This is a genomic window from Pseudomonas sp. DF11, from assembly GCF_058148565.1.
Genome location: NZ_JBYVYN010000003.1, coordinates 214227 through 235220, shown reverse-complemented (window position 1 = coordinate 235220; position 20994 = coordinate 214227). Strand labels below are relative to the sequence as shown.

Genomic DNA, 20994 nt, shown 5'->3' with positions numbered 1-20994 from the left:
GCCGCTCGACAAAGTGGCTGGCAACAAAAGCTCTTTAGTTCCACCAACAGGCAGCGATGAACCGGCCTTAACGGTTCAGAGGGTTGGCAACTGACCCGGGTGTGCAGCGTAAAGCACCAGAAGCAGTTATCCGGCGGGCAGGGACCGCGGCCGGAGGAACAATTTGAATGGATCCGTACCGCGCCAGTCGCGCCGAAAGATCAAGCGCATTACTGAAAAGCCTGGGCAACCGGGCTTTTTGGAATGCCTGAGCCGCGAGGCACTTCAAGTAAGTAAGAAGATTTCCATGCGCTCACTTGTGAAGGCCAAGGAGGTGTTCAGATAAAAAACTGTATCGATGCTTTCAAAAAATCCACTCATTTAAAGGAAGAAGACTGATGAAAAAAATGCTCAGTGTGCTGATCGCAGCAGTTCTGGCCACCCAGGCCATCCATGCGTTTGCTGAAACGTCCCCTGTCGGTTCCTGGCAATTCGCTTCCTACCACGTTCCGGGCGGTGGTTTTTATGCCAACCAAACGATCTGTTTCAAAGCGGACAATACCTGGTACTCAAGTTCGCAGGCTGGTTGGAATGGCGCATGGTTCCAGAACGGGGAGGATCTCCAATGGAATGGGAGTGTGCCAATGCCAGGGGCGGGGAGTGCCAACAATCTCGCCACCATCGCCATGGGTAAATTGGTGGTTGCTGGCTCGATGTCGGGTAACTACGCGGAATGGGCAGCACCCAGCACGCTGCCGCTGTCGTGGGACAGGCACTACACCTACACCATGACTTACAAAGGCGCGACCTGCGCTGCTCCAAAGTGACGGCAACCCTGTTCCATTAAAGGCACGTCGAAAGATCAAGTGCATTACTGAAATGCCCGGGCAACCGGGCTTTTTGGAGTGTCCGTGCAAGGCACTTCAAACCGCTGCCAATGGAGGGCTTTCAATGCTGAAGGATTTCAGATGCGGTAGCTGCAAAAAGCTTCTGGCCCGCATGGGCGAGAACACCGAACTCCAGATCAAATGTGCCCGATGCGGGACGTTGAATCATGTGAAGGCCCTTGAGCCTCGAGAGATCGCCAGAGAGCGAGATGAGCGCTGTTGATCAACCGCGCGATCAATCTATAACTCAAGAGGTGAATCATGAGTCGTTTCAAGAAATACGTTGCCCCGCTGTTGCTATCCATTGCGCTGCTCGGTGTTGGGAGCAACGCGAGCGCCGCCAACCTTCTGGTCAACGGTAGCTTCGAACAGCCAGGCTGCAGTGGCAGTTGCATCCTCGATACCCCGGCGAAAGCCAACTTCATCACCGGTTGGACGACATTTCTGTCCGGTGCCGAGTACTTCAATATGCCCGCTTCGATCGGAGGTTCCGTAGCTGCGGATGGCGTTGTGATTGTCGACCTGGCCAATTATGTCTACGGCAACGGCGGGGGGATCCAGCAGAACTTCGCTACCGCAGTCGGCGCAAAGTATCGATTGACCTTCAGCGCGGGTAATTCGCGCTACGCCAGCCGCTCCGGCGACGGCACCATCCAGGTCAAGGTGGCGGGGCAGAGTGTCACCTTCGACACGCCGTCGGCCAAAGGTACTGCAGTGGAGTGGAGCACCATCACGTATGACTTCACGGCCACTTCGGCCCAGACGACTTTGGCGTTCTCCAATGAGCAGAACCCTTACGCCCACTTCGCCTTTATCGACAACGTCAGCGTTGAGCCGCTGTAAACCAACGATTGTCCTGCGAAGACCCACCGCCCCCAAGCACTCATCCCTCACCCCCCAGGAAGCGTGACATGACAAACGAGCAACAAGCGTTGCTGGACATGCCGATCTGGCTGGTCATCGTGCTCGCCCTGGTGGGTGGGGTGACTGGCGAGATGTGGCGTGCCGACAAGGAGGGCGCCCGAGGCTGGTCGCTGCTACGTCGCCTGGCCCTGCGTTCCGGCGCCTGCATGGTCTGCGGCGTCTCGGCGATCATGCTGTTGTACGCCATGGGCTTGTCGATCTGGGCCGCTGGTGCCTTTGGTTGCCTGACGGCGATGGCCGGGGCGGACGTGGCCATCGGTCTTTACGAACGCTGGGCCGCCAAGCGGATGGGCGTCAGTGAGCTGCCGCCGCGCGATCCCCGTTCCGATCAACATTGATCCCTCGCTGGTGATCTTCGTGCCGCCATAAAAAACAGGAGGCCTTGATGCCTGCCGTCCTCGAAAAACCGTCGCAGCTGTTCTTCGCCATTGCCCAGACGCTGCGCGCCACTTACCCCACTTTGAAAATCGGCAGCCCCCAGGATTTCGATGGTACCGACGACCAACCCTGGGTGCTGATTGCCATTGAGCGTGATGCGCCCGGCCACCGTGCCAACGACGGTCGTATCGCCCATGTCCTGACGGTTTCCCTGCAAGTGGTCATGGCTGTTCCGGGCTGGGATGCCTGCGACTTGGCCGCTGAGCTGAAACACTTGGTTGTGGATAACCGCTGGGGGCTGTCGGGCGATCAATGCGACCTGCCCACGGAGCTCGACGGCCTGCCGTCCACGTTCATCAACCCGGCACGGCAATACACCGCCTGGACCCTTTCCTTCAGTCAAACCCTGTACCTCGGCCCGACGCTGCTGGAGGACCCGCTGGGTATCCCGAAATTTGCCCGTACCTGGGAAGTCTCGAACATCGACGACCCGGACCAATACACCGCACTCGAGGGCTGACCCATGTTTGATGCGCTGTTACGGATGCATCTGGGGCCGATCATCGAGCGTCTGGCCGAGATGGAAACCGAGCTGGAAGACTTGCATCGGCGTGCGGAGAGTTTCTGCCGTATCGGTGTTTGCCAGGAAGTCGATGCGGCCAGCAACACTTGCAAGGTCAGCCATGGCGGCTTGCTGACCCCGGCGATCCGCTTTTTCAACCCGAGTGCCGGCGCCCAGAGCGAGTCGCGGATTCCGTCCGTGGGTGAGCAGTGCCTGTTGCTGAACCATGGTGGCGGCGAGGGCGGCGGGCAGGCGGTGGCGTTGTTCGGCCTCAACGGCGGTCAGTTCCCGCCTGTCTCGACCCAGGCCACGTTGACGCGTCGCCTCTATCAGGACGGTACGGAAAACGGCTACGACCATGCCAGCCATGTCCTGCACTGGCAAAACGGTCCGGCGGCATTCACCGGCTCTCGTGAGTCGCTCCAATTAAACATTGGCCCGGCGAGGTTGGCGATGACGCCCGAGGCTATCGACTTGCAACTGGGCGCCGTTGGCATTCGGCTCGACGCCTCCGGTGTGCACCTGAGCGGCCCGGTGGTGGATCACCAGGGACGCGTCATCAGTACCGCATAAGAGATTTCCCCATGATTGGAATCGATCGAAATACCGGCGCCACGGTCGACGACTGGCTGCAATTTGTCCAGCGCGCCACTCGGGCATTGACCACACCGTTGGGCACTCGCCAGAAGCGCCCGTTGTATGGCTGCGCCCTCACGCAGCTGCTGGGGCAGAACCTCGGCGACGACCTGCTGATCCTTGCCCAGAGCCACGCGGCCCAAGCGTTCTACAACCCGGACAACGGCATCGGTGATTTCGAGCCGCAGGTCATTGTCGCCAGCCGACACGGCGCCGGTTTGTTGTTGCGCTTCGCCGGTACCTGGAAAAACCGCAAACAGACTTTCGAGGTGGTGACATGAGCATGTTGATACCCGGCCAGAACCAATTGGCGGAACCGGCAATCGTCACCGTCGACGCGTTCGAGGATCTGCTCGCCGAATTCAAGACTTTCGTGGTGGAGTACGTCGGCGCACGTTCTCCCGCCAGTGCGGCGAAGCTGGTGGACAGCCTGGAAAACGAAAGTGAACTGCTGACTCTGGCCCTCGAGGCGTTCTGTGTTCGGCTGCAAACCCACGAACGCAAATACAACGCTCGCATCAAGCAGATGCTGGCGTGGTGGGCCACCGGCACCAACCTCGATGCGCGCCTCGCGGACATGGGCCTTGAGCGCCAGTTGCTCGATCCCGGCGATCCGGCGGCGTTCCCGCCCATTCCACCGGTCTACGAGAGCGATGATGACGCTCGCTTGCGCTACTACTTGGCGCCCCATGCCCCGGCGGCTGGCTCGCGCATGCAGTATCGGCGGGAGATCTTCACCCTTGGCGAACGGCCTGCCGTGAGGGTGGAAAACGCCGCAGCGGGCGTGGTGACGGTCACCTATACCTTCGACCCGGATGGATACGCGGCGCAGATCAAGGACGGCAACGGACGCCGCACCGCGCCGGGCGAAGTCACGGTCACGGTGCTGTCCCGAGAGGGCAATGGCACACCGTCCGAGGCGCTGCTCGAGGGTGTTCGCCAGCATTTCGCCCGGCCTGATGTGCGACCGGAAACCGACCTGGTCATCGTCCAGGCCGCGCAAATCAAACCCTACAAAATCCGCGTCGTGGCGAAGATCAACGCTGGCCCGGATTCGGGCTTGACCAAGGTCGCTGCCGAGCAGCAATTGCAGGCGTACGCCGAGGCCTGTCATCGCCTGGAAGGGCGAGTGGATCCGAGCTGGATCGACTACACGCTGCACAGTGCGGGCGCGGTTCAGTTGCAGATTCTCGAACCGCTGGCGCCGATTGTGACGACGGCTTTCCAAGCCCCGTACTGCACGGGTGTCGAGGTTGAGGTGGATACGTTATGAGTGACGACATACCTCGCCCAAGCCTGTTGCCGGCCAACAGCTCGCCGCTGGAAAGGGCGCTCGATCTGGGTTTCGCCCGGTTGCTCGAGCGTATCGATCCGCCGTTTCCTGAGTTGATGAACGCGAGCCAGACCCCGTCTGCCTTCTTGCCTTATCTGGCGGCGGATCGCGGTGTCAGCGAGTGGGATGCGGCCGCCAGCGACCTGGAAAAACGTCTGACGGTTTCGCTGTCCTGGCAGATCCAGCGCCAGGCTGGCACTCGCCAGGCCCTGAACCATGCAGTCGAGTCTTTGGGGTTCACGCCCCACGTCACCGCCTGGTACGAACAGCAACCCAATGCCCATCCCTACACCTTTGATGTGCAAGCCATCATAGGTCAAGGCTGGGCCAGTGGTGATCACAATCGCTTGATACAGCGAATCAATGCAGCCAAGAGCGAGCGTGACCAGGCCACCATCACCCTCGTGCATCAAACGCGCGGCGGCCTGGCAGCGGCGGCAGTTTTGCACGGGCCGCTGAGCGACGGTGAGCTGTTTTTGTGCGGGGCACTGCCGCTACTCAATCTCGGTGCGCGGCTTATCGGCATTGGGATTTCCCAACGCTACACCATTAACGATTACGACCTCAGGGCGCAGCCATGACAGAAGATATTACGCGCTTGGTTCGCTTCACTTCCGCCGGTCTGGCGGAAGTGTTGCAGGCAAAGAACCAAGGCTTGAAAGGTGAGATCACTCACATCGGTGCCGGTACCGCTCGCTACGATCCCAACGGATCGGAAACGGCGCTTCGCAATGAACGGCAGCGCGTGGCGATCGTGGATTACGAAGACCTCGATCCAGGGCAACTGAGAATGGCCGCCTTGTTCGACGGGCCGGATGAATATGAGATTGGTGAGTTCGGTTTCTATCTTTCCACCGGCACGCTGTTAGCGGTGTATTCGGTGGCTGGAACACTGCTGACCTACAAAGCGGCTGCAGCACGAGTCTTGCAAAAGTTCACGCTGGATATTTCACCGTTGCCAGCGCAAAGCGTCACGGTGGTGATCGGGTCCGACAACCTGAACATTCTATTGAGTGAAGAAATCGCCACGTTGGCTACCGCCAATATCGACAACATGGCGCGGCACGTGGGCCTGATGTTTCGAGTGATGGCGCTCGAAGCCAAATAATCAAATAGCACAAGGAACCTGAATGTGAGTCTGGAAACCACTATCGCGTCGCTGGTATCGGCGGCCAACAACTTGACCACTGTGGTCAATGGAAAAATCGGCAGTATCAACACGACCATGGCCACGGCTTTGGCACAGTTCAATGAGTGGCGAAGCCTGAAGGATGTGGAAGGGGATCCAAGCGCCCTGGGCACGATTCGCCGCAACGTTTTGCAGGGGCATGTTTACGGGACTGGTGGCGTCTATGGCGCAACGGCACAGGGTGATTTTGTTTCTACCAACCTGGGTGCCAGCACAAATGTGTACATGCATTTCAAAGTGCCGCTTAACATCAATGTCCATTCGGAGATGTTCTGGTTCAACATCAAGGGCTACAGCTACGGCACAGCCAAAATAATCGACGAAACATTGGTGGGGTATTGCTATCAGCCCACTCGGGTCCTGCAAAGCGTTTCGACCTTTGGGAATATGACTCCTGCTGTCTATACCGACACAAACGGCAATGTCGTCATGCGAATTCTGATTCCCAACGTTTATTACACCACCGTGCGCATTGACACCATGCGCGTGGGCAATGGTCGGTTGTTCAATCTTGGGGATCTGACCACCAGGTTGTCGCTGGCCGAAACCGTTGTTTTCAGCTAAGGAACGAACATGTCTGATCTATCCAACAATGACACTTCCGAAATTCCACTTGCCGTACCGTCGCGTGAAATCGAATGGGCCGCCATTCGCACGCGTCGCAACCAACTTCTGCGAGACACGGATTTCACCCAACTACCGGACTTCCCAGCAACAGAAACTCAGCTTGCCGAGATCAAGGCTTATCGCCAAGCCTTGCGAGATATCCCCGAAACGGATGCGGAGCCGTCCAGGCTGCTCTGGCCCGCGCTGCCAGACTTCATCAAGTAAACCACGACCGCGAGAGCGGTTTTTTTTCGCCCGCACCAAGCCCCGCCATGGGGCTTTTGTGTTTTTCGCATCTGGAGAGACCGTAGATGCCCATTCGTAAGCAATACACCGTGCTGCTGCCATTTCCTACCGGTGGCGGCCACTGGTCGAGCGCTGGCCAGAAACTGGAGCTGTTGGATGTCGAGGCCAATGCCTTGCGCAGTGCTGGTCGTCTTGAGCTGACCAGCGTTCTTGATGCACAGAAACCGGCTGCTGACACGCAGGCCACCCCAACCACCAAGGCCTTGAAGGCCGCCACCAAGAAGGCTGAATAACATGGCTGAGGTTTTGAACTTCGAGCACAACGGCATTACCGTCAATGCCACTGAATCTCCCGAGGCCATGGGTGGCCTGGGTGACAACGTCATCGGGCTGGTCGGCACCGCGCCGAATGCCAACCCGCTGATTCCGAAAAACACCCCGTTCCGCATCAACAGCTTCACCACCCAGGCTCAGTTGGATCCGACCGGTGCCGAAGCGGGGACGCTGTTCCAGGCGGTCTACCAGATCCTCAAAGTGGTCAAGGTGCCGGTCTACGTGGTCATCGTCGAGGAAGGCGCGACGCTGGCCGACACGCAGAACAATGTGATCGGCGGCATCGAGGCGCAGACCGGTCGCAAACTGGGCCTGGCGGCGTTGAGTGGCGTTGCCGAGGACCTGACCATCATCGGCGCGCCGGGCTTCACCGGCACCAAGGCCGTGGCCAGCGAGTTCGCCTCGTTCGGCAAGCGCATCAAGGCGCGTGTGGTGCTTGACGGCAAGGATGCCTCGGTCGCCGATCAAGTGACTTACAGCCAGGAGCTGGGCGGCGCGGACCTCGGTTTCGACCGTTGCCTGGTGGTGCACAACATGCCGGCGGTGTACTCCAAGGCGGCGAAGAAAAACGTCTTCCTGGCACCGTCGAGCCTGGCCATCGCCGCGCTGGCCAAGGTCAAGCAATGGGAGAGCCCGGGTAACCAGGTGACTTTCGCTGAAGACGTCTCGCGCACCGTCGAATACAACATCCTCGATACCTCCACCGAAGGCGATCTGCTCAACCGCTACGGCGTCAGCTACTACGCCCGGACCATCCTTGGCGGCTTCTCGCTGCTGGGCAATCGCTCCATCACCGGCAAGTTCATCAGCTACGTCGGCCTTGAAGATGCGATCAGCCGCAAGCTGGTGAAGGCCGGCCAGAAAGCCATGGCCAAGAACCTGACCAAGTCGTTCATGGATCAGGAGGTCAAGCGCATCAACGACTGGCTGCAAACCCTGGTCGCCGACGAAACCATCCCGGGCGGCAGCGTGTACCTGCACCCGGAATTGAACAGCGTCGAGAAGTACAAGAACGGCACCTGGTACGTGGTCATCGACTACGGCCGCTACGCGCCGAACGAACACATGATTTATCAACTCAATGCCCGCGATGAAATCATCGAGCAGTTCCTGGAGGACGTTCTCTAATGTTTACCAACCGCGTAAGACAGGCCATCGCGGCCACCCTGCAAGGCCTGCCGTTGTCGGCGACCGTGGAAAGTTTCACCCCTCCCAAGATTGAGTTCGCCATGGAGACGATGAGCGGTGGGCGCTTTATTGGCGAGGAAATGGCCAAGAGTGGCACCGTGCTCGGGGCTACGTTGGTGCTGCAAGGCGTGGGGCCGGAAATCATGTTGGCCCTGGGTGTGAGTGTGGGCGACGACATCCTGCTGAACGTGCGCGAGGCCGGTCAGGACCAGGATGGCAATACCTGGTTCACCTACCACACCGTCGGCGGGAAGTTGAAGTCCCTGGTCGAAGCGCCGCTGAAAATGGGTGATAAACCGACTACCACGCTGGACCTCTCCTGCCGCACCTACAACCGCCTCGAAAACGGCGTCCCGGTGATCGACATCGACGTGCGCACCCAGAAGTTCGTGCTCAACGGCGTCGACATTCTCGGTGATGCGCGTCGTGCGGTGCTGTTGCCTTAAACCAAGGCCTGTCAGCTGAACGCAGACCTCCTGTGGGAGCGGGCTTGCTCGCGAAGAGGCCATCAGCTTCAACATCGAAGTTGCCTGATCCACCGCTTTCGCGAGCAAGCCCGCTCCCACAAGGGGCTCGCCCTCCATGATCCACCAAGGAATTCACTTCATGTCCTGGACGCCTCCTGTTCACGTCCTGCTGTCGCCGATCACTGCTGACGACGAGTCGCAGATCGAGCAGCTCCAACTCAAACCCTTGTACTACGCCGCGCAGAAAGACGCCCTGGCCCGTGCCGGCGATGACGAAGACGATCAGTTTTTCGAACTGGCCAAATTGGCCACCGGCCTATCGGTCAGGGAACTCGACCAGCTCAAGCGCCCGGACTACGTCAGCATTGCCCAGTACGTGCACGACATGTCCACGCGCCCGGCGTCGTATTTTCTGGATGATCCGCAGACCGACCCCGATCAGGTGCAACTGCTGCAACCGCTGAACGTGGCGGGCCGCAGCCTGACGTCGCTGACGTTGGAAATGCCGGTGCTGCGTGCGACCAAGGCGATGAAGAAACTGAAGACGGCCAAGGAACGCGCCGAGTTCATCACCGCTCATTGCACCGGCCTGATGATTCCCGACCTGGACCTGCTGAGCGTGCCCGACTGGACCCAGCTGCAGGTGCGCATCGACGATTTTTTAAACAAACCGGCGGACTTCTTTCGGAGCGCGACATCGAAGTGATCCTCGATGTGGTGCCGCTCATTTACTCGGTAAGTGAGGCGGAAATCCTGGAGTGGGACGCCGGCAAGGCCTTGCGCCGCTACGACATCGCGATCACTCGCCTTGGCGTGAAACAGGAGTAGAGCGGGATGGCGGACGATAGATATTCGCTCAAATACGCAGCCTTCAATGAGAGTGGGTTGGCGTTCGGTAATACCAACCTCGCCAGTGGCGTGTCGGCACAGGGCGCGTTTGCCAGGGACCAGCTTTCGAGCCTCGATCTGGCGCTGGAAACGCTCGGGCTCAAGCTCGGGCTGCTGACTACGGCGATCGAGTCGCTGACCGTGAAGCTGTCGGCGCAACGATTGTTTTCCCAAGCGATGGGCGCCGGCACCAAGAGTGAGTCGGCCAATGAGCCCAAGGGCAAGCTCAGTGGCGGTTTCGAACCGCCGGCGCTGCTCAAACCGGCGATAGCGATGGATTTGGCCATGGCCGATCTGAAGCTGGCCACCCAGTTTACCCCTCGTCAGATCGCAGAGATGGCTGGGCCGACTCAGCAGATCGCCCGCGCACCATTGGTGGCAGCCGGCGGAACCAAAGCGGTTGACCTGGTGAGAATCGAAAGCCTGGCAGCCAGTGCTGGCATCGGTCGCGATCTGCCCAATGCATCGGACCGACAGTTCGAACTGTTGCACTTTGCCAGTGATGTTGGCGTCACTGCATCGGCGTTCAGAAAACCGGCCATGGAAGTCGCCGAGATGATGGTCGGTTGGCGCACCTCCATGAAGCTCAGCGGCGCTCAAGCCTTTGACCTGGCGGATGCCATCAACCAGTTGAGCAAGATCCCCGGTGGGGCGAAACCGGGAGACATCGGCGCCGTCTTGCAGCGTGACGGTGCGGCTGCGACGACGGCGGGCCTGGCTCCTGCGCAAGCGGCAGCGTTGACGGCGGCATTGCTCAATACCGGCACGCAACAGGCTGAAGCCGGCGTGGCGCTTGATAACTTCACGACTGCCCTGGGCAAGGGGGATCAGGCCTCTGCCACCGAGCAAGCGGCCTGGAAGCAACTGGGCCTGGAGCCGAACGCGGTGGCAAGCGGCTTGCGTGACAAGGACACGACGTCTGGCACGGTGATGACGGTGCTTGCGGCCTTGAACGCGCAGCCGGCTGAAAAACGCTCGGCCCTTGCTTCTTCGCTGTTTGGCAGTGGGGATGAAGCGGTGCTGCGCATGGCGCAGAAACTGGCCGATGTGAATGAAGCCTTCGGACAAGTGAAAGACCCGGCCCAATACGCCACGTCGCAGTTGGGTGATAAGGGCTCGGTAAGGCAGGACGCGTTGGCGCTGTCGAATACCCGGCAAGGCCAGTGGAATGTCTTGGATGCACGTGCTGAGCGTCTGTCGGTGGCTACGGGCGATGCCTTGGCGCCCGTGGCGGATAGCTCGCTTCAGGCGTTGGGTTCGCTGGCCGATGGCATGAGTGAATTGGCTGAGTCCTCACCTAAAGCCACCGCTGCAATTGTGCTGGTTGCCGCAGCGATCAAACCGCTGGTGAGTGCATTGCTCAAAGCCGTAGGGGATGAGGTGTCCAATCAGGTGGCCAAGCGGGTGCTGGGTAAGGCTGCCCCGTACCTTCCCGGCCAATTGGGTGAGGTGATCTCCGAAGACTTCAGAAAAAATCCTCGTGGGGACAAGCTGGATCCAAGCAATGCCAGCCAGCGTCCCGAATCCACGGGAAGGCCGAAAATACGCGTCAGTACACGAGGCTCACGAGGGAGCGCAGGGCGTCTTTCACTCGGACCAACGGCCTCATTACGCGCGATGACTCGCCGGGCGCCCGGCCCATTAAAAGTAGTCGGCGCTGTCGCTGACGTGGCCGAGGGTGTGCTTACCGGCGACAAGCGAATGATGGGCGCAGGCCTGGGAGCCGCCGGTGGCGGCTGGGCAGGTGCTGCTGCGGGGTCTGCGGCCGGTGCCGCTTTGGGTAGTGTCGTTCCGGTGATCGGCACTGCCATTGGTGGTGTGCTTGGCGGACTGCTGGGCGGCTGGTTGGGGAGCGATGCCGGCGCGTCTCTTGGCGAAAAGCTCGTCGCCCCCGTCGACAGACTCGCCGCTCCAGAGCAGATCAGCAAAGACCTGGCCGGCGCCCAGACCACCACACAACAGAACACCATGACCGCAAACATCTACATCAATGGCCAAGACCAGGCCAGCGCCAGTCAATTGGCCAACCTGGTGGTACAGCAGCTCTCGGGCCAATTCGGCTTAACGACCATGCCCAACACACTTGCCATGCGCAGTGACGCGGCCCTGACCGACGGAGGTACGTGATGCGCCAACAAATGGCATTGGGCAGTTTCATCTTCGGCCTGTCGAGAAATTTTGCCTACCACCAACTGGTGCACACGTCGGACGGTGGCTGGAAAAACATCGACATTCTCACCAGCAAACCCAAGTCGAGCCAGATCGGCCAGGGCCTGCAAGAACTGACGATCACGGGCAAGTCGATGTACGCGACCGCCATGGATCGCCTCGATGAACTGCGCGCCCTGCAGGCACAGCGCATTCCGCTGCCGTTGGTCGATGGCATCGGCCGCAACTGGGGCCTGTGGCAGATCAACAAGGTCACGGAAACCCAGACCGAAATCATTGATGACGGCACGGCGATGGTGGTCGGCTGGGTGGTGGTATTGATGGAGTTCGCCAATGCGTAGGGTTCGAAGTATCGCCGGTGATTCGGTGAATCTGTTGCTGTATCGCGAGTTGGAGCGTTGTGACGACATCGTCGAGGAAGCGCTCTGGCGGCTCAATCCGGGATTGGCTGAGTGGGGCCCGGTATTGCCGGCGGGCGTGTGGGTGGTCTTGCCGGAAGTGGATCTCAAACCCGTGGCAACCCCACCGGTTTCGGCCTGGGATTAAGGAGGCAACATGTCACTGGGTTTCACGCCAGCGGTGGAAATTTATGGTGCAAATGCAGCACTGCTCAACGAACGCTTGCTCAAGTGGTCGCACGTCGACGCGGCGGGGATCGAGTCCGATCAACTGACGCTGACGATCAGCCTGGACGGGCTTGAAGGGATGCCCAGCCTGGGTGGAAAAATCGGCCTGCGGGTCGGTTATCTGGAGTCGGGGCTGGTGGATAAAGGCGAGTTCGTCATTACCGGACGCACGCCGATGCTGTTTCCCCTGCAACTGGTCCTGGTGGCCATGGCCGCGCCGTTCAGCGCGGCGGACCAGACCGGGTTCAAGCAGCGCCGATCCGTCAGCCATGGCCCGACGACCCTGGGGGCGCTGTTTCGGCAATTGACCAGCAGGCACGGTTTTTCCCCTCGTGTTGCGCCGGACCTGTCGCTGATAAAAATCGAGCACATCGACCAGTCCAACGAAACCGACATGGGGTTCCTGACGCGCCTGGCCCACCGTTATGACGCCGTCGCCAAGCCAATCAACGAGTTGTATGTGCTGGCTCGGCGCGGTCAGGCGAAGTCGTTGTCGGGCAAGGTCTTGCCGGAGATAAAGTTGTCGGTGACCACCAATAATCGCCCGGGGGATAACGCCTTTATCTCGGCCAAGCTGGAAGAAACCGCCCGGGCGAAATACCAGGGTTGCAAGACCAGTTGGTGGGACGCGGCGACCGGCAAAGTGCGCGTCGAGGAGAGCGGCCTCGCGCCGTTCAAGACCCTGCGCCAACGTTTCCAGAGCGCAGACGATGCCCGCGCCGCTGGCGAAGGCGAGGTGCGGCGGATGATGCGCGAAGCCCTCAAGGTGAAGATTGGCTGTCCTGGCAACCCGGGATTGTCCGCCGAAGGCATCGTGCTGTTGGACCCTTCCTGGCCGGACTTCATGCGCGGTCGTTGGTCGATCGACAAAGTCACCGCCAGCGGCGACCGGGAAAAAAGCTACCGCTGCGAGATTGATGCAACCTGCCTGGATGCCAGGGCCTAAACACCACTCCCCTGTGGGAGCGAGCCTGCTCGCGATGAGGCCGTCATAGCCAGCATTGATGTTGCCTGACACACCGCCATCGCGAGCAGGCTCGCTCCCACAGTTCTGTCCCGCGTTGCACATACCTTCGCGCCTAACCGAGTTCTTCTGTGGGAGCGGGCTTGCTCGCGAAGACGCCGGCACATCCAACGTCCAGGTTGCCTGGCCCACCGCTTTCGCGAGCAAGCCCGCTCCCACAGGGGGCACTCGCACCTTCAGATACTGGAGCACCTCCATGAAGATCACTCCGATCCTCACGCAACTGCGTGAGCAATGCCCCGCGCTCGCCAATCGTGTGGTGGCAGGTGCTGACCTCGCCACCTTGCAAGCCCCCTGCGCCTACGTAGTGCCGATCAACGATCTGGCCAGTGCGAACACTGCGCAAAACGCCACCCGGCAAGCGATCCGCGACCGCTTCGAAGTGACCCTGGTACTCGACTCCACCGACGCGACAAAAGCGCTGGATCAGTTACACGACCTGCGTGCCGAGCTGTGGCGTGCGCTGGTGGGGTTCAAGGTCGGTGGCGATTACACCGGCATCGAGTACGACGGTGGCGAGCTGGTTTCCATCAACAGCAGCCGTGTGTCGTACCGGCTGCGCTTTTTCGCCGAGTTCCAGCTGGGCCGCAACCTGGCGAGCCAGCCTGCCGAAAGCTGGCACGAGCGTGAACTGGACGGCTTGTCGTCCTTTACCGGGGCCACCGTGCGGGTCGATGCCATCGACCCGGCGGACCCCAACCTGAAACGTCCCGGCCCTGATGGGCGCGTGGAACTGACCTTCTCTGGAGACGTAACCCCATGAGCAAACGCATCACCGTGCTGCCGGCCCCGGGCCGTGCCGTACCGGACCCGGAAGCGGGCGATCTGCTGCCCCTCGAAGGCCGTGAAGTGCCGGACAACGCCTGGTGGCGTCGACGTCTGGCCGATGGCGATATCACCACAAAAGCCGTGAAAGCGGCAAAACCACAGGGAGCCAAATAATGGCGATCGGATTCAGCAACATTCCCGCGGATATTCGTGTTCCGCTGTTCTACGCCGAAATGGACAATTCGGCCGCCAATAGCGCGTCGTCGGCCATGCGCCGGTTGATCGTCGCCCAGGTCAATGACAACGTCGCCCCGACCGAGGTCGGCAAACTGGTGCTGGTATCCAGCGTCGCGCTGGCCAAGAGCATCGGTGGGCAGGGCTCGATGCTCGCCTCGATGTACGAGACCTGGCGCAAGACCGACCCGCTCGGTGAAATCTGGTGCCTGCCACTGCACAACACTGAAGGCTCTATCGCACAGGGCGTGCTGACCCTCACCGGTACCGCCACCGAAAGCGGCGTGCTCAACCTTTACGTGGGCGGCGTGCGTGTCCAGGCGGCTATCGTCAATGGTGCGACGGCAGCTCAAGCCGCCACCGCGCTGGCCTTGAAAATCAACGCCGCCGCCGACCTGCCGCTGACCGCTGCGGCCGCTGAAGGTGTCGTCACTCTCAGCGCCAAATGGACTGGCGCCAGTGGCAACGACATCAGCCTGCAGTTCAATCGCCTGGGCAAGAGCAATGGCGAAGATACCCCGGCTGGCCTGACCACAGCCATCACTGCGATGGCCGGCGGCGCCGGTGTGCCGGACCAGACGGCTGCGGTTGCGGCCCTGGGCGACGAACCGTTCGAATTCATCGCCATGCCATGGTCGGACCTGGCGAGCCTCAACACCTGGCAAGCAGTCATGGACGACAGCACCGGTCGCTGGTCCTGGGCCAAGCAGTTGTTCGGCCATGTCTACAGCGCCAAGCGCGGCACCATCGGTACGCTGGTGGCGGCCGGTCAGGCGCGCAATGACCAGCACATGACCATCCAGGCCCTGGAGTTGGGTGTACCGCAACCGTTCTGGGTCCAGGCCGCCGCGTTGGCCGCCCGCACTGCGGTGTTCATCTCCGCCGACGCCAGTCGTCCGACCCAGAGCGGCAGCCTGCCGGGCTTGGATCCGGCCCCGGCCAGCGAACGTTTCACCCTGACCGAGCGGCAGTCGCTGCTCAACTACGGCATCGCCACCGCTTACTACGAAGGCGGTTATGTGCGCATCCAGCGTTCCATCACCACCTATCAGAAAAATGCCTTCGGCCAGGCTGACAACTCCTACCTGGACAGCGAAACCATGCACCAGTCGGCGTTCATCGTGCGCCGTCTGCAAAGCGTGATCACCAGCAAGTACGGTCGCCACAAACTGGCCTCCGACGGCACCCGTTTTGGCGCCGGTCAACCCATCGTGACGCCGAGCACCATTCGCGGTGAACTGATCGCCCAGTACGCCAAGCTCGAACTGGAAGGTCATGTGGAAAATGCCGAGCTGTTCGCCGAGCACTTGATCGTCGAGCGCGACAGTCAGGACCCGAGCCGAGTCAACGTGCTGTTCCCGCCGGATTACATCAATGGCCTGCGGGTGTTCGCGCTGCTCAATCAATTCCGCCTGCAATACGACGATGCCGCCTGAAGGTCGCGCTCAATCGTATGAACTCAGCCCACTTCACGTGGGCTTTTTATTGAAGGGAGAAACACCATGGGTCAACTGATTGCGGGCACCTGCTACGTCAAAGTGGACGGCGCTCAATTGACCATCAACGGCGGCTGCGAAGCGCCACTGATGTTCACCAAACGCGAAACCGTCGTACCGGGCTTCTACAAGGAAACCGACCTCGCCCCGTCCTTCAAGGTGACGGCGCTGCACACTGCGGACTTCCCGCTCAAGCAACTGGTCGCCGGCACCGACATGACCGTCACTTGCGAATTCAATAACGGCAAAGTCTACGTGCTGGCCGGCGCCTACCTGGTGGAAGAGCCGGTGTCCAAGGGCGACGACGCCACCATCGAACTGAAATTCGAAGGCATCAAGGGGACCTGGCAATGAGTGATGTCGTGACGTTGCGCGTGGCCATCGAGGCCCACGGCGAGCCGCTGAGCGAACTGACCCTGCGCCGTCCGACGGTGCAGGAGGTCCGGGCGATCAAGGCGCTGCCGTACAAGATCGACAAGAGCGAGGAGGTGAGCCTGGACATGGATGTCGCGGCCAAATACATCGCAGTCTGCGCCGGCATCCCGCCGTCGTCGGTCAACCAGTTGGACCTGGCTGACCTCAATGCGTTGAGCTGGGCCGTCGCGAGTTTTTTCATGAGTGCGGCGTCGCAGCCATCGGCGACCTGATCGCCGCCGCCTATGACCTGGCCTGGTTCTGGAAGGTTGACCCCGAACAGATGATGGCCAGGCCACTGGATGTGCTCCGTGAATCCCTGGAGCACGCGCAACGGATCAATGCGATGCAGCAGGTGCAGTGATGGCAGACACACAAAAGGTAGAGAAAAAAGCGCTGCTGCTGACTGGCATCGACGAGCTGTCACCCAAGCTCGCCAACCTTCGAGCGAAGGTCGCGAGCTTCAAGCAGAACCTCGATGCCACGGGCCTGGGCAGCCTGGATATTTCCGGCCTGCTGCCCAGCGGTGGCTTGGCCCAACCGTTTATGGACGGGCTCAAGTCGGCGCTGGCCTTCAAGGATGAAGCGGGCGCAGCGAGCGCGGCGGGCAGCGCCGTCCAGGCGCCTGAAGCGCCCCGTATAGCGGCACAGAGCCTGGATGGATTGAAGACTTCCATCAGCAATGTGTCGGTGCAGTTCGGCTCGGCCCTGGGACCGGCGGTCAACGCGGTGGCGGTCAGTTTGCAGCCCATGGTCAGCGGCGTGGCCCAGATGCTTCAGGACAACCCGCAACTGGTGCAGGGCCTGGCGACTGGTGTGGTGGCGTTCAACGCGATCCAGACGGCCGTCAGCGGTGCGAGCCAGGCCCTGGAGGTGGTCAGCCTGGCCTTGAAGATGAATCCCATCAGCTTGATTGCCATGGGCATCGCCTTGGCGGCAGGCATGATCATCGCCCACTGGACGCCGATCTCGGCGTTCTTCGCCGGGCTCTGGCAGAGGCTGGCGCCGATCGTTATGCCGATGGTCGAGTTCTTCAAGACGATGTTCGCTTTCACCCCGCTGGGGCAGGTGATCAGCCACTGGGGGCCGATCAGCAGCTTTTTTGGCGCGCTCTGGAACGTGATCGTGGCCGCGGCAACACCTGTCATCGGCTTCATGCAAACGTTGTTCGCCTGGTCACCCTTGGGCTTGATCATCGCCAGCTGGACACCCCTGACCGGTTTGTTCGCGGCGATCTGGGACTTGCTCAAGGCCCTGACTGTGCCGGTGATGGACGCCTTGAAAGGCCTGTTCGACTGGACGCCGCTGGGGCTGATCATGGCCAACTGGGGCACGATTGGTGAAGTCTTCGCCGGGATCTGGGAAGGCATTCGCAATCAGGTGTCGGTCATGCTGGCGGTGTTCAGCGGTTTGTTCGAGTGGTCGCCCATCGAGGGCCTCATCAAACAGTGGGGACCGGTGGGTGAGTGGTTCACTCAGTGGTGGGATGAGCTGCAGGGCGTGATCGCGCCGATCAAGGCGTTCTTCAACGGTGGCCTCGGCGAAATCATCACCACCTTCACCGGCAAGGTCGAAGGGCTGACCGAGGCACAGCGCGCCACCAATGCCGAAGGCAAGGGTGAACTGGCGCCGGCATTTTTTGGCGGGGCCAGCGAGCAGTCTCCGGGCCTGTCGTCCAGCCTGGCACCAGCGTCCGCCAACGTGCCAGCGAAAACCTCACTGGCACCGGGAGCATTGCCGCAAACCTCCAGTGCCCTGGTGCAACAAAGCGCCGCCAATAACCGCACACAACTCGAAGGCGGCCTTACGGTGCGCTTCGAAAACGCCCCGGCCGGGTTGCGCGTCGACCCGCCGCAGACCAATCAACCGGCCCTGGCGGTGAGTTCGCGCATCGGCTATCGCTCACTGTCCACAGGAGGCTCCAATGAGCTGGCGTGATCGTTTGTTGCCGGCGTCGTTTCGCGGCGTCGGGTTCTGGGTCGACCAGGCGAAAAACTCGGTCGGCCACAAAGGCCAGTTGCATGAGTATCCACAGCGCGACCAGCCGTTCTTCGAAGGGCTCGGCCAGCAGGCGAAGATACATGAGCTGACTGCGTTCATCGTCGGCCCCGATTGCCTGGAGCAACGTGACAAGCTGCTCAAGGCGTTGGAGCAGGGCAGCGGCGAACTGGTGCATCCGTGGTTGGGGCGCCTGCAGGTCAAGGTCGGCGAATGCGACATGACCCACACCCGCCAGGACGGCGGGCTGGTGACCTTCGCCCTGAAGTTCTACCCCGATCAGCCGCTGCAATTCCCCTCGGCTGCGATCAACAGCCAGAAACTGTTGCTGGTCTCGGCCGACAGCTTCCTCGGTTCGGCGGTGCGGCGCTTCGAAGACGCCATGACCCTGATCAAGGCCGCGCGAATCGGCATCGCTGATCTGCGCAACAGCCTCAAGGAGGTCTACGGTGTGATCGAGCAGGAGCTCAAGCCGTTGATCGAGACCTATCGGCAACTCAGCGATCTGGTCAAGGCGGTGAAAGAGCTGCCCAAGGAGGTGGCGGCCGAGTTCAAGGGGTTGCTGGGGGACATCCGGGAGTTGAAGGACTTTGCCCGTGACGGCTATCGCGGCGTGATTGCCAGCGTGTCGCAACAGGTGGAAGCGATTCGTAAGGCCGACGCTCCCAAGCTCACCACCGGCAAGGACACCACGGCGGCGGCCCAGGCCGTGGCCGATCTGGTGCAGGACACGCTGCTGGTGCAGGCCGCGCAATGGATTGCGGCGATGCCGGTGGCCGCACCGGCGGTCAAGTTGGGCGCTACGCCCTCGGTGGCGCAACAGGCGGTGCAACCGGTCCAGCGCCGGGACGTGCCGGTGGCCGACGATGTGCTGGCCCTGCGCGATGCCCTCAACGAGGCCATCTGGCAAGCCTCGCTCAAGGCTGATCCGGAGCACTACCAGGCGCTGAACAACCTGCGTCAGCAAATGGCCGCGCATCTGACGGCGGTGGCGTCGTCGGGTGTAAGACTGATCAACCTGTCGTTCAAGCAAAGCCTGCCGGCGTTGGTGGTGGCGTATCAGCAATTCGCCGATGCCACCCGGGTGACGGAAGTGACCCAGCGCAACGGCGTAGCCCATCCGGGTTTCCTGCCGCCCAATGACCTGAAAGTCTCGGGGGAGTAAGCCATGAATGAGCACGACAACGCCGTCTCGCTCACCGTCGGCGGGCTGGATTACGGCGGCTGGAAAAACGTGGAAATCAGTGCGGACCTGGAGCGCCAGTTCCGCACGTTCAAACTCGATATCACCTGGCAATGGCCGGGGCAGATCCAAGCGATGCCGATTCGGCCGGGCGATGAATGCCAGGTGCGCATCGGTGCTGACCTGGTGCTCAGCGGCTATGTGTTCAAGGCGCCGGTCAGTTATGACGGACGCCAGATCAGCCTGAGCATCGAAGGCGGTTCGAAGACCCAGGACCTGGTGGACTGCGCGGCGATCAACCGTCCGAGCCAATGGCGCGGGCAAACGGTGCTGAGCATTGTCCAGGCCCTGGCTTCTCAATATGGCGTGGGGGTGATCAGCGAGATTCCGGAAAACGCGCGGTTGAGTGAGCACAGCATCGTCCCGGGGGAAACGGTCTTTCAATCCATCGACCGTTTGCTGACGTTATTCCGGGTGTTTTCCACCGACGACGCACAAGGGCGCGTGCTACTGGCCAAACCCGGCAGCGGCGGACGGGCCAGTGATGTGCTGGAGCTGGGCAAGAACATTCTCTCCGGCAATGCGCCGATGGACTACAGCCAGGTGTTCTCCGAATACCGGGTCATCGGCCAACACAAGGGTAATGACCGGCAGAGTGGGGCGGCGGTGAGCGAAGTCTCCGGTACCGCTACGGACCTGAGCTTCAAGCGCAAGCGGGTGACGGTGATCAGCGAAAGCGCGCAGTTGACCTTCGAACTGGCCCAGCAACGGGCCGACTGGGAAAGCGCGATCCGCACCGGCAAGGCCCTGACCACCACCTACCGCGTGCAGGGCTGGCGCCAGGCCAATGGTGACTTGTGGCGGCATAACACCCTGGTGCGGGTGATCGATCCGGTGCTGGGGTTTGACAGCGACATGCTGATTTCCAAAGTGACCTACTCACTGTCCGCCCAAGGCTCCATCACTACCTTGCAAGTCGCACCGCCGCATACCTTCGATGCCAACCCGGTGCCACCCAAAACCTGAGCCAACGCACAGCGCCTTGTGGGAACGGGCTTGCTCGCGAAAGCGGTGGGTCAGCTTGCCTCAATGTTGGATGTGCCTGCCCCTTCGCGAGCAAGCCCGCTCCCACAGTATTTCGAGATCGCCTCCACGTTTCTGCCCACCGCAAATCCCTTGTGGGAACGGGCTTGCTCGCGAAAGCGGTGGGCCAGCTTGCCTCAATGTTGAATGTGCCTGCCCCTTCGCGAGCAAGCCCGCTCCCACAGTATTTCGAGATCGCCTCCACGTTTCTGCCCACCGCAAATCCCTTGTGGGAGCGGGCTTGCTCGCGAAAGCGGTGGGTCAGCTTGCCTCAATGTTGGATGTGCCTGCCCCTTCGCGAGCAAGCCCGCTCCCACAGTATTTCGAGATCGCCTCCACGTTTCTGCCCACCGCAAATCCCTTGTGGGAGCGGGCTTGCTCGC

27 protein-coding genes and 1 pseudogene are annotated in these 20994 nt (G+C 61.0%); all 28 read left to right on the top strand.

Translation table 11 applies throughout. The features are described 5' to 3' along the window. Positions 1-377: 377 nt before the first annotated feature. The 28 genes and pseudogenes from AC30D9_RS11510 (at position 378) to AC30D9_RS11375 (ending at position 20554) form a co-directional block, all read left to right on the top strand. Positions 378-806: a hypothetical protein gene (locus AC30D9_RS11510; protein WP_134923003.1), complete on the top strand. Its 429-nt coding sequence runs from the start codon at positions 378-380 to the stop codon at positions 804-806. A gap of 124 nt (positions 807-930) precedes the next feature. Then, positions 931-1075, top strand: a pseudogene (locus AC30D9_RS11505) (Com family DNA-binding transcriptional regulator); the annotation flags it as partial. 52 nt (positions 1076-1127) lie between these two features. Further along, the gene (locus AC30D9_RS11500; RefSeq protein WP_307574999.1) at positions 1128-1709 is read left to right on the top strand and encodes a DUF642 domain-containing protein; all 582 of its coding nucleotides are present in this window, start codon (positions 1128-1130) and stop codon (positions 1707-1709) included. A gap of 68 nt (positions 1710-1777) precedes the next feature. Beyond that, on the top strand, positions 1778-2128 hold the full coding sequence (locus AC30D9_RS11495) for a phage holin family protein (protein ID WP_109755648.1): 351 nt from the start codon (positions 1778-1780) through the stop codon (positions 2126-2128). A 47-nt stretch (positions 2129-2175) separates the two neighbouring features. Further along, positions 2176-2688, top strand: coding sequence for a hypothetical protein (locus tag AC30D9_RS11490; protein WP_134923006.1), 513 nt, complete (start codon positions 2176-2178; stop codon positions 2686-2688). Positions 2689-2691: 3 nt separating this feature from the next. After that, entirely contained in the window at positions 2692-3303 is a 612-nt protein-coding gene (locus tag AC30D9_RS11485; RefSeq protein WP_490144060.1) for a phage baseplate assembly protein V, read from the top strand. A gap of 11 nt (positions 3304-3314) precedes the next feature. Next, positions 3315-3647 (top strand): phage baseplate protein, encoded by a 333-nt coding sequence (locus tag AC30D9_RS11480; protein WP_047229990.1) that lies wholly within the window; start codon positions 3315-3317, stop codon positions 3645-3647. After that, complete coding sequence (locus AC30D9_RS11475; protein WP_307574997.1) at positions 3644-4639, top strand: baseplate J/gp47 family protein; 996 nt, start codon at positions 3644-3646, stop codon at positions 4637-4639. The genes AC30D9_RS11480 and AC30D9_RS11475 overlap by 4 nt, the downstream gene beginning before the upstream one ends. After that, a complete protein-coding gene (locus AC30D9_RS11470) occupies positions 4636-5280 on the top strand; it encodes a phage tail protein I (RefSeq protein ID WP_307574994.1) in 645 nt (214 codons plus the stop codon). The genes AC30D9_RS11475 and AC30D9_RS11470 overlap by 4 nt, the downstream gene beginning before the upstream one ends. Then, entirely contained in the window at positions 5277-5807 is a 531-nt protein-coding gene (locus tag AC30D9_RS11465; protein WP_307574992.1) for a hypothetical protein, read from the top strand. Before AC30D9_RS11470 ends, AC30D9_RS11465 begins: the two co-directional genes overlap by 4 nt. A 24-nt stretch (positions 5808-5831) precedes the next feature. Next, positions 5832-6452 carry a hypothetical protein gene (locus AC30D9_RS11460; protein ID WP_307574990.1) on the top strand — a complete coding sequence of 207 codons (621 nt, stop codon included), beginning with the start codon at positions 5832-5834 and terminating at the stop codon, positions 6450-6452. Between the two features lie 9 nt (positions 6453-6461). Further along, positions 6462-6719: a tail fiber assembly protein gene (locus tag AC30D9_RS11455; RefSeq protein WP_307574988.1), complete on the top strand. Its 258-nt coding sequence runs from the start codon at positions 6462-6464 to the stop codon at positions 6717-6719. A gap of 86 nt (positions 6720-6805) precedes the next feature. Then, positions 6806-7033 carry a hypothetical protein gene (locus AC30D9_RS11450; protein ID WP_307574985.1) on the top strand — a complete coding sequence of 76 codons (228 nt, stop codon included), beginning with the start codon at positions 6806-6808 and terminating at the stop codon, positions 7031-7033. A 1-nt stretch (position 7034) separates the two neighbouring features. After that, on the top strand, positions 7035-8201 hold the full coding sequence (locus tag AC30D9_RS11445; protein WP_207965431.1) for a phage tail sheath protein: 1167 nt from the start codon (positions 7035-7037) through the stop codon (positions 8199-8201). Then, entirely contained in the window at positions 8201-8707 is a 507-nt protein-coding gene (locus AC30D9_RS11440) for a phage major tail tube protein (RefSeq protein ID WP_092443712.1), read from the top strand. Before AC30D9_RS11445 ends, AC30D9_RS11440 begins: the two co-directional genes overlap by 1 nt. Before the next feature lie 160 nt (positions 8708-8867). Then, entirely contained in the window at positions 8868-9434 is a 567-nt protein-coding gene (locus AC30D9_RS11435; RefSeq protein WP_134923012.1) for a phage tail assembly protein, read from the top strand. Positions 9435-9562: 128 nt separating this feature from the next. Beyond that, positions 9563-11743: a phage tail tape measure protein gene (locus tag AC30D9_RS11430; RefSeq protein ID WP_490144059.1), complete on the top strand. Its 2181-nt coding sequence runs from the start codon at positions 9563-9565 to the stop codon at positions 11741-11743. Next, positions 11743-12126 (top strand): phage tail protein, encoded by a 384-nt coding sequence (locus AC30D9_RS11425; RefSeq protein ID WP_134923014.1) that lies wholly within the window; start codon positions 11743-11745, stop codon positions 12124-12126. Before AC30D9_RS11430 ends, AC30D9_RS11425 begins: the two co-directional genes overlap by 1 nt. Beyond that, entirely contained in the window at positions 12119-12331 is a 213-nt protein-coding gene (locus AC30D9_RS11420) for a tail protein X (protein ID WP_063322730.1), read from the top strand. Before AC30D9_RS11425 ends, AC30D9_RS11420 begins: the two co-directional genes overlap by 8 nt. Before the next feature lie 9 nt (positions 12332-12340). After that, the gene (locus AC30D9_RS11415) at positions 12341-13357 is read left to right on the top strand and encodes a phage late control D family protein (RefSeq protein ID WP_490144058.1); all 1017 of its coding nucleotides are present in this window, start codon (positions 12341-12343) and stop codon (positions 13355-13357) included. Between the two features lie 274 nt (positions 13358-13631). Next, positions 13632-14198: a phage tail terminator protein gene (locus AC30D9_RS11410; RefSeq protein ID WP_490144057.1), complete on the top strand. Its 567-nt coding sequence runs from the start codon at positions 13632-13634 to the stop codon at positions 14196-14198. Continuing rightward, positions 14195-14377: a DUF2635 domain-containing protein gene (locus AC30D9_RS11405; protein WP_003198311.1), complete on the top strand. Its 183-nt coding sequence runs from the start codon at positions 14195-14197 to the stop codon at positions 14375-14377. The genes AC30D9_RS11410 and AC30D9_RS11405 overlap by 4 nt, the downstream gene beginning before the upstream one ends. After that, entirely contained in the window at positions 14377-15873 is a 1497-nt protein-coding gene (locus tag AC30D9_RS11400; RefSeq protein ID WP_134923016.1) for a phage tail sheath subtilisin-like domain-containing protein, read from the top strand. The genes AC30D9_RS11405 and AC30D9_RS11400 overlap by 1 nt, the downstream gene beginning before the upstream one ends. A 66-nt stretch (positions 15874-15939) precedes the next feature. Next, a complete protein-coding gene (locus AC30D9_RS11395) occupies positions 15940-16287 on the top strand; it encodes a phage tail tube protein (RefSeq protein WP_134923017.1) in 348 nt (115 codons plus the stop codon). Then, positions 16284-16580, top strand: a complete 297-nt coding sequence (locus tag AC30D9_RS11390; RefSeq protein WP_047230006.1) for a phage tail assembly protein — start codon at positions 16284-16286, stop codon at positions 16578-16580. The genes AC30D9_RS11395 and AC30D9_RS11390 overlap by 4 nt, the downstream gene beginning before the upstream one ends. A 130-nt stretch (positions 16581-16710) precedes the next feature. Continuing rightward, the gene (locus AC30D9_RS11385) at positions 16711-18285 is read left to right on the top strand and encodes a phage tail family protein (RefSeq protein ID WP_307574969.1); all 1575 of its coding nucleotides are present in this window, start codon (positions 16711-16713) and stop codon (positions 18283-18285) included. Then, positions 18272-19510, top strand: a complete 1239-nt coding sequence (locus AC30D9_RS11380) for a DNA circularization protein (RefSeq protein WP_490144056.1) — start codon at positions 18272-18274, stop codon at positions 19508-19510. The genes AC30D9_RS11385 and AC30D9_RS11380 overlap by 14 nt, the downstream gene beginning before the upstream one ends. A 3-nt stretch (positions 19511-19513) precedes the next feature. Further along, entirely contained in the window at positions 19514-20554 is a 1041-nt protein-coding gene (locus AC30D9_RS11375) for a phage baseplate assembly protein (protein WP_490144055.1), read from the top strand. Positions 20555-20994 lie beyond the last annotated feature (440 nt).

What these genes read in the sequence shown, in the direction of transcription:
- AC30D9_RS11475 (WP_307574997.1), top strand. Translation starts at nt 3,644, where the DNA reads ATGAGCATGTTGATACCCGGCCAGAACCAATTGGCGGAACCGGCAATC.
- AC30D9_RS11445 (WP_207965431.1), top strand. Translation starts at nt 7,035, where the DNA reads ATGGCTGAGGTTTTGAACTTCGAGCACAACGGCATTACCGTCAATGCC.
- AC30D9_RS11455 (WP_307574988.1), top strand. Translation starts at nt 6,462, where the DNA reads ATGTCTGATCTATCCAACAATGACACTTCCGAAATTCCACTTGCCGTA.
- AC30D9_RS11450 (WP_307574985.1), top strand. Translation starts at nt 6,806, where the DNA reads ATGCCCATTCGTAAGCAATACACCGTGCTGCTGCCATTTCCTACCGGT.
- AC30D9_RS11410 (WP_490144057.1), top strand. Translation starts at nt 13,632, where the DNA reads ATGAAGATCACTCCGATCCTCACGCAACTGCGTGAGCAATGCCCCGCG.
- AC30D9_RS11480 (WP_047229990.1), top strand. Translation starts at nt 3,315, where the DNA reads ATGATTGGAATCGATCGAAATACCGGCGCCACGGTCGACGACTGGCTG.
- AC30D9_RS11380 (WP_490144056.1), top strand. Translation starts at nt 18,272, where the DNA reads ATGAGCTGGCGTGATCGTTTGTTGCCGGCGTCGTTTCGCGGCGTCGGG.
- AC30D9_RS11510 (WP_134923003.1), top strand. Translation starts at nt 378, where the DNA reads ATGAAAAAAATGCTCAGTGTGCTGATCGCAGCAGTTCTGGCCACCCAG.
- AC30D9_RS11465 (WP_307574992.1), top strand. Translation starts at nt 5,277, where the DNA reads ATGACAGAAGATATTACGCGCTTGGTTCGCTTCACTTCCGCCGGTCTG.
- AC30D9_RS11420 (WP_063322730.1), top strand. Translation starts at nt 12,119, where the DNA reads ATGCGTAGGGTTCGAAGTATCGCCGGTGATTCGGTGAATCTGTTGCTG.
- AC30D9_RS11490 (WP_134923006.1), top strand. Translation starts at nt 2,176, where the DNA reads ATGCCTGCCGTCCTCGAAAAACCGTCGCAGCTGTTCTTCGCCATTGCC.
- AC30D9_RS11385 (WP_307574969.1), top strand. Translation starts at nt 16,711, where the DNA reads ATGGCAGACACACAAAAGGTAGAGAAAAAAGCGCTGCTGCTGACTGGC.
- AC30D9_RS11425 (WP_134923014.1), top strand. Translation starts at nt 11,743, where the DNA reads ATGCGCCAACAAATGGCATTGGGCAGTTTCATCTTCGGCCTGTCGAGA.
- AC30D9_RS11485 (WP_490144060.1), top strand. Translation starts at nt 2,692, where the DNA reads ATGTTTGATGCGCTGTTACGGATGCATCTGGGGCCGATCATCGAGCGT.
- AC30D9_RS11395 (WP_134923017.1), top strand. Translation starts at nt 15,940, where the DNA reads ATGGGTCAACTGATTGCGGGCACCTGCTACGTCAAAGTGGACGGCGCT.
- AC30D9_RS11375 (WP_490144055.1), top strand. Translation starts at nt 19,514, where the DNA reads ATGAATGAGCACGACAACGCCGTCTCGCTCACCGTCGGCGGGCTGGAT.
- AC30D9_RS11430 (WP_490144059.1), top strand. Translation starts at nt 9,563, where the DNA reads ATGGCGGACGATAGATATTCGCTCAAATACGCAGCCTTCAATGAGAGT.
- AC30D9_RS11415 (WP_490144058.1), top strand. Translation starts at nt 12,341, where the DNA reads ATGTCACTGGGTTTCACGCCAGCGGTGGAAATTTATGGTGCAAATGCA.
- AC30D9_RS11400 (WP_134923016.1), top strand. Translation starts at nt 14,377, where the DNA reads ATGGCGATCGGATTCAGCAACATTCCCGCGGATATTCGTGTTCCGCTG.
- AC30D9_RS11470 (WP_307574994.1), top strand. Translation starts at nt 4,636, where the DNA reads ATGAGTGACGACATACCTCGCCCAAGCCTGTTGCCGGCCAACAGCTCG.
- AC30D9_RS11390 (WP_047230006.1), top strand. Translation starts at nt 16,284, where the DNA reads ATGAGTGATGTCGTGACGTTGCGCGTGGCCATCGAGGCCCACGGCGAG.
- AC30D9_RS11500 (WP_307574999.1), top strand. Translation starts at nt 1,128, where the DNA reads ATGAGTCGTTTCAAGAAATACGTTGCCCCGCTGTTGCTATCCATTGCG.
- AC30D9_RS11495 (WP_109755648.1), top strand. Translation starts at nt 1,778, where the DNA reads ATGACAAACGAGCAACAAGCGTTGCTGGACATGCCGATCTGGCTGGTC.
- AC30D9_RS11435 (WP_134923012.1), top strand. Translation starts at nt 8,868, where the DNA reads ATGTCCTGGACGCCTCCTGTTCACGTCCTGCTGTCGCCGATCACTGCT.
- AC30D9_RS11440 (WP_092443712.1), top strand. Translation starts at nt 8,201, where the DNA reads ATGTTTACCAACCGCGTAAGACAGGCCATCGCGGCCACCCTGCAAGGC.
- AC30D9_RS11405 (WP_003198311.1), top strand. Translation starts at nt 14,195, where the DNA reads ATGAGCAAACGCATCACCGTGCTGCCGGCCCCGGGCCGTGCCGTACCG.